General features: G+C 58.4%; 10 protein-coding genes and 4 pseudogenes. 5 read left to right on the top strand and 9 right to left on the bottom strand.

The features are described 5' to 3' along the window. Nucleotides 1-132: 132 nt before the first annotated feature. The 8 genes and pseudogenes from C4Q26_RS27790 to C4Q26_RS00040 form a co-directional block, all read right to left on the bottom strand. Nucleotides 133-495, bottom strand: coding sequence for a hypothetical protein (locus C4Q26_RS27790; RefSeq protein WP_158664867.1), 363 nt, complete (start codon nt 493-495; stop codon nt 133-135). 39 nt (nt 496-534) lie between these two features. Then, complete coding sequence (locus tag C4Q26_RS00005) at nt 535-876, bottom strand: hypothetical protein (RefSeq protein ID WP_104882525.1); 342 nt, start codon at nt 874-876, stop codon at nt 535-537. Nucleotides 877-1,232: 356 nt separating this feature from the next. Next, nucleotides 1,233-2,227 (bottom strand): annotated as a pseudogene (locus tag C4Q26_RS00010) (RHS repeat-associated core domain-containing protein); the annotation flags it as partial. Nucleotides 2,228-2,240: 13 nt separating this feature from the next. Further along, on the bottom strand, nt 2,241-2,837 hold the full coding sequence (locus C4Q26_RS00015; protein ID WP_158664868.1) for an Imm26 family immunity protein: 597 nt from the start codon (nt 2,835-2,837) through the stop codon (nt 2,241-2,243). Between the two features lie 365 nt (nt 2,838-3,202). Then, nucleotides 3,203-4,684, bottom strand: a pseudogene (locus C4Q26_RS00020) (RHS repeat-associated core domain-containing protein); the annotation flags it as partial. 98 nt (nt 4,685-4,782) lie between these two features. After that, entirely contained in the window at nt 4,783-5,181 is a 399-nt protein-coding gene (locus C4Q26_RS27795; protein WP_158664869.1) for a hypothetical protein, read from the bottom strand. Nucleotides 5,182-5,469: 288 nt separating this feature from the next. Continuing rightward, nucleotides 5,470-6,150, bottom strand: coding sequence for a hypothetical protein (locus C4Q26_RS00035; protein ID WP_256583349.1), 681 nt, complete (start codon nt 6,148-6,150; stop codon nt 5,470-5,472). 131 nt (nt 6,151-6,281) lie between these two features. Beyond that, a pseudogene (locus C4Q26_RS00040) lies at nt 6,282-6,527 on the bottom strand (type VI secretion system tip protein VgrG); the annotation flags it as partial. 394 nt (nt 6,528-6,921) lie between these two features. Here C4Q26_RS00040 and C4Q26_RS00045 point away from each other — a divergent pair. Both C4Q26_RS00045 and C4Q26_RS00050 read left to right on the top strand, forming a co-directional pair. After that, on the top strand, nt 6,922-7,992 hold the full coding sequence (locus tag C4Q26_RS00045; RefSeq protein ID WP_104882528.1) for an enoyl-CoA hydratase/isomerase family protein: 1,071 nt from the start codon (nt 6,922-6,924) through the stop codon (nt 7,990-7,992). A gap of 16 nt (nt 7,993-8,008) precedes the next feature. Then, nucleotides 8,009-9,159, top strand: a pseudogene (locus C4Q26_RS00050) (acyl-CoA dehydrogenase family protein). A gap of 49 nt (nt 9,160-9,208) precedes the next feature. On the opposite strand, the gene C4Q26_RS00055 reads toward C4Q26_RS00050, so the two are convergent. Then, a complete protein-coding gene (locus tag C4Q26_RS00055; protein WP_104882529.1) occupies nt 9,209-10,624 on the bottom strand; it encodes a cytosine permease in 1,416 nt (471 codons plus the stop codon). A 317-nt stretch (nt 10,625-10,941) separates the two neighbouring features. Between C4Q26_RS00055 and C4Q26_RS00060 the strand changes: the two genes are divergently transcribed. From C4Q26_RS00060 to C4Q26_RS00070, 3 genes are all read left to right on the top strand, one after another. Further along, the gene (locus C4Q26_RS00060) at nt 10,942-11,427 is read left to right on the top strand and encodes a flavin reductase family protein (RefSeq protein ID WP_023380269.1); all 486 of its coding nucleotides are present in this window, start codon (nt 10,942-10,944) and stop codon (nt 11,425-11,427) included. A gap of 66 nt (nt 11,428-11,493) precedes the next feature. Continuing rightward, nucleotides 11,494-12,537, top strand: a complete 1,044-nt coding sequence (locus C4Q26_RS00065; protein WP_023380268.1) for an LLM class flavin-dependent oxidoreductase — start codon at nt 11,494-11,496, stop codon at nt 12,535-12,537. Nucleotides 12,538-12,840: 303 nt separating this feature from the next. Next, nucleotides 12,841-13,437, top strand: coding sequence for an amino acid synthesis family protein (locus tag C4Q26_RS00070; protein WP_023380267.1), 597 nt, complete (start codon nt 12,841-12,843; stop codon nt 13,435-13,437). Nucleotides 13,438-13,468: the final 31 nt, after the last annotated feature.

Genomic DNA, 13,468 nt, shown 5'->3' on the forward strand with positions numbered 1-13,468 from the left:
CGCAAGCCATTATTGCCTGCCGAAGCCTTGAGGCGAACCCTTGAGCAAGTCACTCAACCGCGCATCGGTCAGCCGCGCTGGAGCTGCCGTAGCATGGCCTCGCCATCCGACTCCGCCGATTAAAATAGAGAACTAGGCCATACATGATGCTAGCAAATCGACCTCAGAAAGTTTCTCCCTAGCACTTTCACGATCAACATCAGATAAAGCCCACACCTTGAATCCAGACTTGTCAAGAATTTCACCATGCTGTGACATCACAGCATATAATAATTCGAGCTTTTTGGGAGGAAGCGCTTGTAGCTTACGCACAGAAAAAAGATTTACCGGATATACATCCCTAATATATTCATCAGTTTTACCGGCCCACTGCATCTTGAGCCACATAATAGTTTCGTCACGCCTAGACCACATTAACGGATGTTCTTCATCTGGAACATGTCGCCCAAACGCGTAACCAAAACCAAACGCGTGGCTTTCTGTAGGCGTATGCATAAAAAATCGACATACCATTCTGGACAGCTTAGAAAAGACTCAACCAACGATTTCAAACTGAGCTTTTCCGAAAACGCTGTTAGCAGAGAGCCCATCCGCAGACAAAACTGACGAAAAATCGCAATTAAGTGTCTCACTTCCCTCCCCTTTCTCCCATATCCTTTCTGAGTAAAGCTCAATTACATCAACCTTCCCCTCATTAAGTTCCTTTAGATACTTCTCCCGACCAAACTTAATTACCCTCCCGTTTTTACCACCACAACGTTCAATTTTTCCACCCACATTTTGCATGCATTGCTCGAACGCAGAGTAGTTCTTAACGAAGTCTAATTTCTCTCCTGCCACCGAATGAGCGACAAGAAAATTATAGTAGTCCACCATCTAAATTCTCCGACGAGTTCTCTCTGTCTCTGTGTAACCACCAGCACGATCACCCAAGCCTTTCAAGGTACTTCTTCCTTTCGACTACAACTCCTTCAGGTTATCGGTTGGTGAAGGTACTTCAACAATATCTACTTCCCCATCTTCCTTAGCCCAGTAACATCCGGACGAGTAATCGGGTCTGTAGGTACCCCTGTCACGGTCTTGACTGCTACGTTAACGCCAATTTTTTCATATTGGCCGCTGTTGGCCATCTGCTCCGCCATACCCTCGGATATTTGAGCATGACCATCACCACCAGTCTTCTGCCCAGTACCGATAATTGGACAGCCATTAACGAGTCTTACTGGCTGCTTTTTCGCTAATCCAAGAGGATCAATCCACTCCACAGGGTTCGGCGCATAGGCAAACAGGTTTAACCGCCCAACCCTCGGATCATAGTACCGATACCGGTTGTAATGCAGCCCGGTCTCATGATCGTGGTACTGCCCCTGGAAGCGAATCGGGTTGGTCATCCCAACCTGCTTGGCCCACTCCGAGCGCACCTCGCGCACGTCACCCCACGCCTTGTACTGCCCCGCCCACGCCCCTCTCCGTGGTGGTCGGTCAGTTCCATCGGCGTACCGAGGTGATCGCACTGGTACCAGGCAATCGCATCGATCGGCTGCGGTTTCACTTCGTGCTGCCACAGCGGGTCCTGGTCGATGTCGTATTCGCGTCCACGCCAGTCCGGCTGCCGCAACAGGCGAATCGGTGCCCTGCGCAGGGCCTGCGCGACGGGCACGAAGCTGTCCGGTTCGTACAGGTAATGCACGGTCCGCCCGGTTTCGCCTTCGTCCTGTGGCGGCGAGCTTTCCCAGGCGAGGTTGTCGCCATCCCAGCCGTACAGGGTGTAACCGCAACCCAGTTCGCGCTGGCGCTTGGCGCGTTGCATCTGGTTCCAGCCGCTGCCCGCACGGGGATCGTCGTAGTGATGCGCGGTCGAGTGTTTGTGCAGGCGACGGCCCAGCGCGTCGTAGCTGTATGCCACGCTGAGCTTGCCATCGTCGAAGCGGACCAGACGGTCGAACAGGTCCCAGGTCAGGCGGGCTTTATCGCCGTTGTGCAGGCGGTGGATGAGGTTGCCGCGTTCGTCGTACTGGTAATGCGTGCCGGCGTACTCGCGCAGCAGGTTGTCCATCAGCTTGTTGCGACGCGGGTCGCTTTCCAGCGGGCGGTTGAGTTCCTGGTCTTCTGGTCCAGCAGGTTGCCGGCCGGGTCGAAGGCGAAGGTCGACACCCAGGCGACTGGTGGCTTGCAGCAGGCGGCCCACCGGGTCGTACTGATAGGCCAGGTGACGGCGGGTGTCGTGACGAAATGAAGGCTCAGCCCTTAACTTTCTTTTTCCAAACGCTGAATTGCTTCGCCAAATTTGCTTCGACAGACTCTGCCAAGGCAATTACATCGCTGACAGCATCAGGGGCGTCGACACGTTCCGCAGCATTCAGCTTGTGGTAGTCATATGGTTCGTCACTTTCAAATCTGCCTGCTAGATGCGCGTTGACCCTAAAAATCAAGTGCAACGTACGCCAACAGATTGACCGTTCAAAACCCTTTCCTTCAGACTTAATACCCTTAGGTTGCTTCTCACCACCGACCCAGAGATATGGCACAAACTCTAGAACAATATCTTGGTAGCCAGATTTAGATCTGTCGTAATCAGGGTCATGAAAAACCACCCTCCAACGGGGAATCTCCGGGAAATTAAAAGAGCAAAGAACAGGTCTAAAAAGACGCTCACTCGTATCTACCTCGCCGATATCTGCAGGTAGCGCCTTGTAAAACTTTTTGAAGACCTCTATCAAATAGCCCGCATTTCCAGAAACCGCACCTATATAGCGAGCCATAACAAAGCCCTTTCCATCCATTTCGCTTAGCGCAGGAATACAAAAAAAATCTCCCGGAGTGATGCTTTTATTCACTTTTCCCACTCGTCCTCCTCACAACTCGCACAGCGCAGTACTTTTCTTGGCATTCTTATACTCCGCCAAATGCGAAAGTCCACGCTCATCAGTTCTTGACTTGTTGATTGGCTCAATTACGTTTCTAGGGAAGCCAGTTTTAGCCCCATAGCTTTCGACATAGAATTGTTCCTTACCTTTCGCCTGAGTATATGTTAAATCACTTTCTATCACTCTAAGCTCGCCCTGCCCCAGCCTCTGGGTCTGCTTATGCTGCTGTTCTCGAGCAGCTGGGTCCTGAGCTGTATGTCCAACATAGAATGGCTTTTCCTTACCGGGTATAGGCCATATACTGCATAACCCGGTGCGTCCAATACTGTTGGCGTGAGCCCAAGAGAGTCGTACCAATAAATAGGGTTAGGAGTATAGGCATACAGGTTCAAGCCACCCCGTAACTAATGGGGTCCTGACTCACGAACCGCCCAACCCTCGGATCATAGTACCGATACCGGTTGTAATGCAGCCCGGTCTCGTGATCGTGGTACTGCCCCTGGAAGCGAATCGGGTTGCTCATCCCAACCTGCTTGGCCCAGTCCGAGCGCACCTCGCGCACGTCACCCCACGCCTTGTACTGCCCCGCCCACGCCACCTCTCCGTGGTGGTCGGTCAGCTCCATCGGCGTACCGAGGTGATCGCACTGATACCAGGCAATCGCATCGATCGGCTGCGGCTTCACTTCGTGTTGCCACAGCGGGTCCTGGTCGATGTCGTATTCGCGTCCACGCCAGTCCGGCTGCCGTAACAGGCGAATCGGTGCCTTGCGCAGCGCCTGCGCAACGGGCACGAAGCTGTCCGGTTCGTACAGGTAATGCACGGTCCGCCCGGTTTCGCCTTCGTCCTGCGGCGGCGAGCTTTCCCAGGCGAGGTTGTCGCCATCCCAGCCGTACAGGGTGTAACCGCAACCCAGTTCGCGCTGGCGCTTGGCGCGTTGCATCTGGTTCCAGCCACTGCCCGCACGGGGATCGTCGTAGTGATGCGCGGTCGAGTGTTTGTGCAGGCGACGGCCCAGGGCGTCGTAGCTGTACGCCACGCTGAGCTTGCCATCGTCGAAGCGGACCAGACGGTCGAACAGGTCCCAGGTCAGGCGGGCCTTGTCGCCGTTATGCAGGCGGTGGATGAGGTTGCCGCGTTCGTCGTACTGGTAATGCGTGCCGGCGTACTCGCGCAGCAGGTTGTCCATCAGCTTGTTGCGACGCGGGTCGCTTTCCAGCGGGCGGTTGAGTTCCTGGGTCTTCTGGTCCAGCAGGTTGCCGGCCGGGTCGAAGGCGAAGGTCGCGACACCCAGGCGACTGGTGGCTTGCAGCAGACGGCCCACCGGGTCGTACTGATAGCCAGGTGACCACGGCGGGTGTCGTGGATGTCGGTCAGCTGGCCGATGGCATCGTATTGATACTGGCGCTTGAGCAACGTGGACTTGCCGTCGTGGCTACCCAGCCATTGCGCCTGCAAGCGACCTGCCGGGTCCCACGCCTGGGTCTGCATCAGCTGGTTGCCCTGATGCCGGACCACTCACGGTGCAGAGCATCGCGCTCGTAGGCCAGCAGCTCATGCTGGTCAAGGGTCATGCCCAGCACGTGACCGCTGCCGTAGGTGAGCGTGCTGACCTTATGGCCATCGGGACGAATCGTCGCCGTGCGCAGGTTCAGCGCGTCGTACTCGTGCCTCCACACCGCGACCATCGGCACAGCGGTCTTGAGGTAGTACTGATGCTCGCGAGTGAGGTTGCCCGCTTCGTCATGGAACCATTGCAGCTTGCTGTCGGCATTGATGGCCTGGATCAGCTTGCCATTGCCGTCGTAGGCAAAAGTTGCCTAGCACCTTGCCCAACCAAGTCCAGCAGTTGCCGGTTCCTGCTTTTGACCAGTTGACCACGCCGTCCTAGTCTAGCGCGACACTAATTAGCCACTTAACTTCGCACGGGCTTTGTTAACTGAATCCTTAAGCAAAAGAACATCGCTCTCGTAATCTTCAGACTCTTTATTTCCTTCATCATTTCGATTGAGCGAAGCACGGCATCAAGCATTAAGCTCACCTGCCTTGACTCATCCGCCTCTTTGAACTCATTGACAGGTATTTGAACGCGAACTTCAATAACCTTACGCGCCTTGTGGTACTTCTTCACTTCGGGATAGTCAATGACTCGCTCGTCTGGCATTAAGATTGAAATGAACGTCCACGAGTTCGCGCCACATTCTAGCGAAACATCAGACAGAGTCTCTACCAGTACATCTTTTACTCTTTTTCGAGCAATTTGAGCGGCATTTCCGACAATAACATGTTGTTCACTTGAAGTGCTAAAAATCATACGGCACCTTAATAATCGCTTTTATTCAGAGGAGGTCTTTTGCCGTCTTTACTTACAGCCTTGTAATCCAATATCTGCTGATGCTGCCACGCATGCATTTCCCACTTTGTCCCTGATGCCTCCTCCTGCATATATGCGTTATTTTCCTTGAGATATTTTTCTGTATACCTGCGTTTACCCATAGTAGTCTCACCGTAGTTTAGAACGCTATGATCGTCTTCATCCCTCAAGGTATATCCAATAGCGGGTTTAGTGGAATTGAGACTATTCCCATGAGTACCATCCTTCTCACACGTACGCCCCGAAGAAGTTGCTGATCGCCGCCTTGGGGTCGTTGAGCAACTGGTCGCTGGCGGCTGCCATCTGCTTGCTCGCCGCCGCCTTGTCGCCCTGGGCGTCGAGTTGGCCGAGCACGACTTTCTCCAGGCCCGTGGCAATTTCGCCAGTCACCTTGGTACCCAGATCGCCCGCGTCCTTGAGAATGCCGGCGATCTTTGGCTGTGCCTGGGTCACAAAGTCGTCGAGGGTCCCGGCGATGGTGGCGTTGAGGTGGCCCATCAGCACCGTGATCAGCGAGTCGCCCAGCAGCATCTTGGCGCTGTTGCGCAGCTCCTGGCGGACCAGGAACAAGGTCGGGCGCAAGCTCATGCGGGCGGCGGCCATGGTCGGCGGCGCTGGCAATACGCCGATCAGGTTGATGCCCAGGCTGACCCAGTCGAGCACCTGGCGGTGCTTGCTCTTGACCAGGGTGACCACATCGCCCAGGGCGTCGACCAGGGCCATGATGTTGCCCACCACCGGCAAGGCACCGGCCACGGTCTTGATCCGTTCGAGGGTGACGTAGCCGCTGCTGACCGACTGCAACCAGGCGTCGAAGGCGGCGGCGCCGCGGCCCACGTCCTTGGCGTCGATGGTGTTGAGTGGGGCGACCGCGACTTGCGCTTCACGTTGCTTGGTTTCGCCACTCATGCCAGCACCTCACTGCCCAGCGGGCGCTTGGCCGGGTTGGCGGGAGGGCTCAGCGTCGGCAGCGTCGGCAGTTGCACCTGTTGCAGCGCGGCCTGGCCGCTCTGGGCCAGTTTCATGCCGGTGCTGGCCAGGGACTTGCCCTTGACGGCGCGATGGATCAGGCCGTGCAGACTGCGGCCGGCGTCGCCGAGCTGGAGGAAGGCGGGTTTGTGCAGCAGGCGTTCCAGGTCCAGCGAAGGGCGTTCGCTGACCAGCTCGAGGTCAATGGCATAGGCGTGGCTGATGGCTTCCGTGCCGTTGAAGGCGAGGACCTGGAAATCGTGCTCCAGGCCGTCGATGTGCAAGCTGAAATGGGTCTGGTTCGCGGCGGCAAACATCCCTGTCTCCTTTAGGAAAACGTAGTGAAAACGACTGCGACCTGACAGGTGAACGTGGCAAGTCGCGGTGCGAGAACGGTACGGGGACGCGCTTCCCATGTATGTCAGATGCAGTTCGACACGACTCGTGGGATACGGACTACATCGAGCGAGATCGGTAAGCGTGACGTTTCACGGTGCAAGGATCGAAGGTGGCCAGCGACGGACGACGCGGGGACGCGACAGCGCTAAAGTTGCATGACTTGTCCGGAAGGCGCGCACATAAGGCAAAAATGCAGGACACCCCTGCAGATTTGTCGATTGTGCACGGTAAATTCGCATGCCACGATCCTGCGACACTCCAGCGCACTCCAGACTTCACTTGGAAAATCAATAACAAAGCAGGGAGAACGCGATGACCGCGCATGCTCACATCTCGGCAACGGATCACGTTTTGGCCGAGGTTCGCAACCACATTGGCCACCTCACCCTCAACCGCCCTACCGGCCTCAACGCCCTGACCCTCGACATGGTGCGCAGCCTGCGCCAGCACTTGGACCGGTGGGCCGAGGACGCACAGGTAAAGGCCGTGGTTCTGCGCGGCGAAGGCCCCAAGGGCTTCTGCGCCGGTGGCGATATCCGCTCGCTGCATGACAGCTTCAAGGCTGGTGACAGGCTTCACGAAGATTTCTTCGTCGAGGAATATGCCCTCGACCTGCTCATCCATCGCTACCGCAAACCGGTTCTGGTGCTGATGGACGGTTTCACCCTCGGCGGCGGCATGGGCCTGGCCCAAGGCGCGGACCTGCGCATCGTCACCGAGCGCAGCCGCCTGGGCATGCCCGAGGTGGGCATCGGTTACTTCCCGGACGTGGGCGGCAGTTATTTCCTGCCGCGCATTCCCGGTGAACTAGGCATCTACCTGGGGGTCAGTGGCGTGCAGATCCAGGCCACCGATGCCCTGTACTGCGGGCTGGCCGACTGGTACCTGGCCAGCGACGCCCTCACTGCCCTGGAGCAAGGCCTGGATAACATCACGTTCGGCGAATACCCACTCAAGGACCTGCAAAACCTGATGGCCACCCTCGGCACCCAGACCCTGAACGATGCCCCTCTGGAAAAGCTGCGCCCCGTCATCGACCACTTCTTCGCCCAACCCGACCCGCTCGCAATCATCGAGCAACTGCGCGCGGTCAGCATCGGTGACAGTCGCCCGTGGGCCATAGCCACAGCCGACCTGCTGGAAAGCCGTTCGCCGCTGGCCATGGCAGTGACCTTGGAGATGCTGCGCCGAGGCCGCCACCTGGCACTGGAAGACTGCTTCGCCATGGAGTTGCACCTGGACCGCCAGTGGTTCCAGCACGGCGATATCATCGAAGGCGTACGCGCCCTGATCGTCGACAAGGACAAACAACCACGCTGGAATCCGCCGACCTTGAGCGGGCTGAGCCGCCAGCGGGTCGACCAATTCTTCGAAGGCCTGTGAGCCTGGGAGTACGCACATGCAAGACCTGGAACTGAGCGAAGAGCAGATCATGATCCGCGACATGGCCCGGGACTTTGCCCGCGGCGAGATCGCCCCCCACGCCCAGGCTTGGGAAAAGGCCGGCTGGATCGATGACGCCGTGGTGAAGAAAATGGGCGAACTGGGCCTGCTTGGCATGGTGGTGCCTGAAGACTTTGGCGGCAGCTACACCGACTATGTCGCCTACGCCCTGGCCGTCGAGGAGATCGCTGCTGGCTGCGGCGCTACCGGGGCGATGATGAGCATTCACAACTCCGTCGGTTGCGGCCCGCTGCTGGCTTATGGCACGCCCGAGCAGCAACAGGCCTGGCTACCGCGCCTGGCCAGCGGCGAAGTCATCGGTTGCTTCTGCCTGACCGAGCCGCAAGCCGGCTCCGAAGCGCACAACCTGCGCACCCGTGCAGAGCTGGTCAACGGCGAATGGGTGATCAACGGCTCCAAGCAGTTCGTCAGCAACGCCCGCCGTGCCGGACTGGCCATCGTCTTCGCCGTCACCGACCCGGAGCTGGGCAAGAAGGGTCTTTCTGCCTTTCTGGTGCCGACCGACAATCCGGGGTTCAAGGTCGACCGTAGCGAGCACAAGATGGGCATCCGCGCTTCGGATACCTGCGCGGTCTCCCTCGACAACTGCCGTATCCCGGCCGCCAACATCCTTGGCGAGCGCGGCAAGGGCCTGGCTATCGCCCTCTCCAACCTCGAAGGCGGGCGGATAGGCATCGCCGCCCAAGCCTTGGGGATAGCCCGCGCGGCATTCGAGGCTGCCCTTCTCTATTCGCGCGACCGTGTGCAGTTCGGCAAGCCGATCAATGAACACCAGAGCATCGCTAACCTGCTGGCCGACATGCAGGTACAGGTCATGCCGCGCGCCTGTTGATACTGCATGCTGCGCGCCTGCGCAGCGCGGGCAAGCCGTGCTTGTCGGAAGCATCCCAGGCCAAGCTGTTCGCTTCGGAAATGGCCGAGCGCGTGTGTTCGATGGCGATTCAGGTGCACGGAGGCTATGGCTACCTGGAAGACTATCCGGTGGAGCGGTATTACCGCGATGCGCGGATCACGCAGATCTATGAGGGCTCGAGCGAGATCCAGCGGATGCTGATCGCTCGGGAACTGAAGCACTATCCGTTGTAGGCCCCCCGAAAACGAAGATGGCGCTGCCAAAGCAGCGCCATCACGGTCGTTACGAAGCCCAGTCAGTCATTCGCACTGACAACCTGCCCGCTTTCTCTTCCTTGCCTCGGGTCGCCAGGCAGTAATAGAGCGGCACCGTCACCAACAAGCCAAACAGCCACGACAGGTCGGCCCCCTCGACGATGTTCGAGTAGGGCCCGACATACAGCGAAGTGTTGGCGAACGGCAACTGCACCAGGATCCCGCAGGCATAGGCGACAATCGCATGGTGGTTGAAGCGCCCGTAGATACCGCCATCGGCGCGGAAGATCGAGGCAATGTCGTACTGGCCTTTCTTGATCAGGTAGAAGTCGATCAAGTTGATCGAGGCCCACGGTACGAGCACCAGCAGTAGCGCCAGGATCAGGCCGATGAACTGACCGATGAAGTCCGCCGATGCATTGAGCGCTACCAGGCCGCAGCCCACCAAGATCAGCGACGCCAAAATCACCCGCACCTTGATGCTCGGGGTCCACTGGGCGACGAAGGTCTGGATGGCCGTGACGATCGACAGCACCGCGCCATAGAGGTTGAGGGCGTTATGGCTGATGATGTTGAGCAGGAACAGCACCATCAGGATCGGCCCCAGCCAACCGGTGGCTTGCTTGACCGCGTCCATCGCATCGGTACCTTGCGGCACGCACAGCACCGCCACGGCACCGAAACTGAAGCACAAAATGGTGCCCAGTGTGGCGCCGAAATAGGTCGCCCAGAATGGCTTGGCGATGCCTACCTCGCGCGGCAGGTAGCGCGAGTAGTCGGAGGTGTACGGCGAGAAGCTGATCTGCCAGATAGTGCCGAGCGACACCGTGGCGATGAAGCCTGACAGGTTGAACCCTCCGCGGCTGAAGAAGTCAGCCGGCAGCTGCTGGGCGAACATCATGATGAAGCCTGCCAGCAATGCCGAGCCCATCACCCAGGTGCCAATACGGTTCAAGGTGTGGATGAAGCGGTAACCGATCACACCAATGGCCGTTGCGCTCAGCGCACCAATGACGATGGCAGTGGGCATCGGCACGCTGGGGGCGATGCCATGGATCGACTTGCCCGCCAACACAATGTTGGAAATGAAGAAGCCCACATAAATGAGCGCCGTGAAGAACACGATCAGTAAGGCGCCATAGCGGCCGAATTGGCCACGGCTCTGGACCATCTGCGGAATGCCCAACTGCGGTCCCTGGGCAGAGGCCAAGGCGATGACCACGCCCCCGGCAAGATGGCCCAGCACGATGGCGACCAACCCCCACAACAGATTCAGGTGGAATACCTGGACCACCATGGCGCCGGTGACGATGGGCAGGGGCGCTATGTTGGTGCTGAACCAAAGGGTGAACAGATCACGCGCCTTCCCATGGCGCTCGGCAGGTGGAACGTAATCGACCGTGTGATTCTCGACAAACTGGTGTTGCGACGACGGTTGGGACATAGGTTTTCAGCTCGAAAGGTCGTTTTTATCTTTGTAAGGAAACCGCGCGGGGCGGCCTCTCAGCTGAAGACCATATTATGGTATTCCAAACTTTTGACAACACTGATGCGGCTGAAAAATGTGTAACTGATCCGGTTCAGCAGCACCCGCAATGCTTGCTTGATTTTTTCAAAGCCGCTGTTCATGCGGCCTTGCGCCATTCATCGTGATTTTTACCCGGTGTAAAATTCCACTTGCAAATCGAGTATTACGGTATACCATCAGACACATCAACGATAAAAACCGCGGACCACCGCAGCCCTCTCGAGGTATTCGCCATGATCGATGCAACCGTCTACAAGCATGTCCTGGGCTCCTTCCCGTCCGGCGTCACGGTCATCACCACCCTGGACGACGATGGTTCGATCGTCGGCCTTACCGCAAGCGCATTTTCTTCCCTGTCCATGGACCCGCCGCTGGTGCTGTTCTGCCCGAACTACAGCTCCGATTCCTACCCGGTACTGATGCGCAACAAGCGCTTTGCCATCCACCTGCTCTCTGGCGAGCAACAGACCGAAGCCTACGCGTTCGCCAAGAAAGGCAAGGACAAGGCCGCTGGTATCGAGTGGACTTTGAGCGAGCTTGGCAACCCCATTCTGGCCGGCGCCACCGCCGTCATCGAATGCGAATTGTGGCGTGAATACGAAGGCGGCGACCACGCCATCATGGTCGGCAAGGTGCACAACCTGATCGTGCCCGAAGAGGCCCCACGGCCGATGGTCTACTGCCGCGGCAAGATGGCCAGCCTGCCCGCCTTCGCCTGAGCCACCTATCGTCATCAATGACGCCTGGCGCACCAGGCGACACCTTAAAGCTCCGAGGAAAGCCCCATGAAATTTTCGTTGTTCGTGCACATGGAACGTTGGGATGAACAGGTCAGCCATCGCCAGCTGTTCGAAGACCTGACCGAACTGACCCTGATGGCCGAGAACGGCGGTTTCAGCACCGTGTGGATCGGCGAACACCACGCCATGGAATACACCATCTCGCCGAGCCCGATGCCGCTGCTGGCCTACCTGGCCGCGCGCACCGAGAAAATCCGCCTGGGCGCCGGCACCATCATCGCGCCGTTCTGGAACCCTATCCGCGTGGCCGGTGAATGCGCCCTGCTGGACGTGATCAGCAACGGTCGCATGGAAGTGGGCCTGGCCCGTGGCGCCTATCAGTTCGAGTTCGACCGCATGGCCGGCGGCATGCCCGCCACCGACGGAGGCAAGGCGCTGCGTGAAATGGTGCCGGCCGTACGCAAGCTGTGGGAAGGCGATTACGCCCATGAGGGTGAGGTTTACAAGTTCCCGACCTCCACCAGCGTGCCCAAGCCCGTGCAAAAAGGCATGCCCCCGATGTGGATCGCCGCGCGCGACCCGGACTCGCACAATTTCGCTGTGAAAAACGGCTGCAACGTCATGGTCACCCCGCTGATGAAGGGCGACGAAGAAGTGCTGGACCTGAAGAACAAGTTCCAGGCCGCACTCGACAACAACCCCGAAGTACCGCGCCCGCAACTGATGGTGCTGCGTCACACCCACGTACACAGCCCGTCGGAGCCCGAAGGCTGGAAGGTTGGCGCCCAGGCCATCTCGCGCTTCTACCGCACCTTCGACGCCTGGTTCGGCAACAAGACCACGCCGGTCAACGGATTCCTCGAGCCAAGCCCGGAGTCCAAGTTCGCTGAAGTGCCGGCGTTCGCGCTGGAGAATATCCGCAAGAACACCATGATCGGCACGCCGGAAGAAATCATCGCGCGCATCAAGTACTACCAGGAACTGGGCGTCGACGAGTTCAGCTTCTGGTGCGACAACAGCCTGCCCCACGCCGAGAAGAAAAAGTCGCTCGAACTCTTCATCAAGGAAGTGGTGCCGGCGTTCGCCTGAATTCCCATTGCCTGAAACCGTTGCGGGATGAGCCCGCTCCCGCGGGCCCTCGTGGCCCGCGTGAGCGGGCATTTTTTTGCATGGGCGGCGTTCCCATCGCCAGCCCACTGAAATCGAGAACAGTGCAGCACCTGCAGGTGCATGGCTACCCGCGAGAAGTCCAGCACAGACAGCCCAAAAACCAAGGGATCAGCCCACCTTTCGTCCCCCTGACCAGAGAAATTGTTCGGCACCTCTTGCACAACAAATATTATGGTATACCATCAGACAACAAGAGCTGATAACCCTCACCAGGAGCCCCCCATGAGTTTCGAAATCCGCAAGATCGTCACCTACTCCGAAGAGACCCGCATCGAAGGCGGCAAAGCCACCGACAAGCCAGTGACCATGGTCGGCCTGGCCGTGGTGATCAAGAACCCATGGGCCGGTCGCGGTTTCGTTGAGGATCTGAAGCCGGAAATCCGCGCCAACTGCTCCGAGCTGGGCGCGCTGATGGTCGAGCGCCTGACCGCCGCCATCGGCGGTGCCGACAAGATCGAAGCCTACGGCAAGGCCGCCGTGGTCGGCGCCGATGGCGAAATCGAACACGCTTCCGCCGTGATCCACACCCTGCGCTTCGGCAACCATTACCGCGAAGCCGTCAAGGCCAAGAGCTACCTGAGCTTCACCAACAAGCGCGGCGGCCCAGGCACCTCGATTCAGATCCCGATGATGCAGAAGGACGACGAAGGCCTGCGTTCTCACTACATCACCCTGGAAATGCAGATCGAAGACGCCCCGCGCGCCGATGAAATCGTCGTGGTCCTGGGCGCCTCCGACGGCGGTCGCCTGCACCCGCGCATCGGCAACCGCTACATCGACCTGGAAGAACTGGCTGCCGAAAAAGCCAACGCTCAATAACAACAACCAAGACGGGCCGGGGCGTTGCGTG

This window comes from Pseudomonas sp. SWI44, from assembly GCF_002947915.1.
Classification (GTDB): Bacteria; Pseudomonadota; Gammaproteobacteria; order Pseudomonadales; family Pseudomonadaceae; genus Aquipseudomonas; species Aquipseudomonas taiwanensis.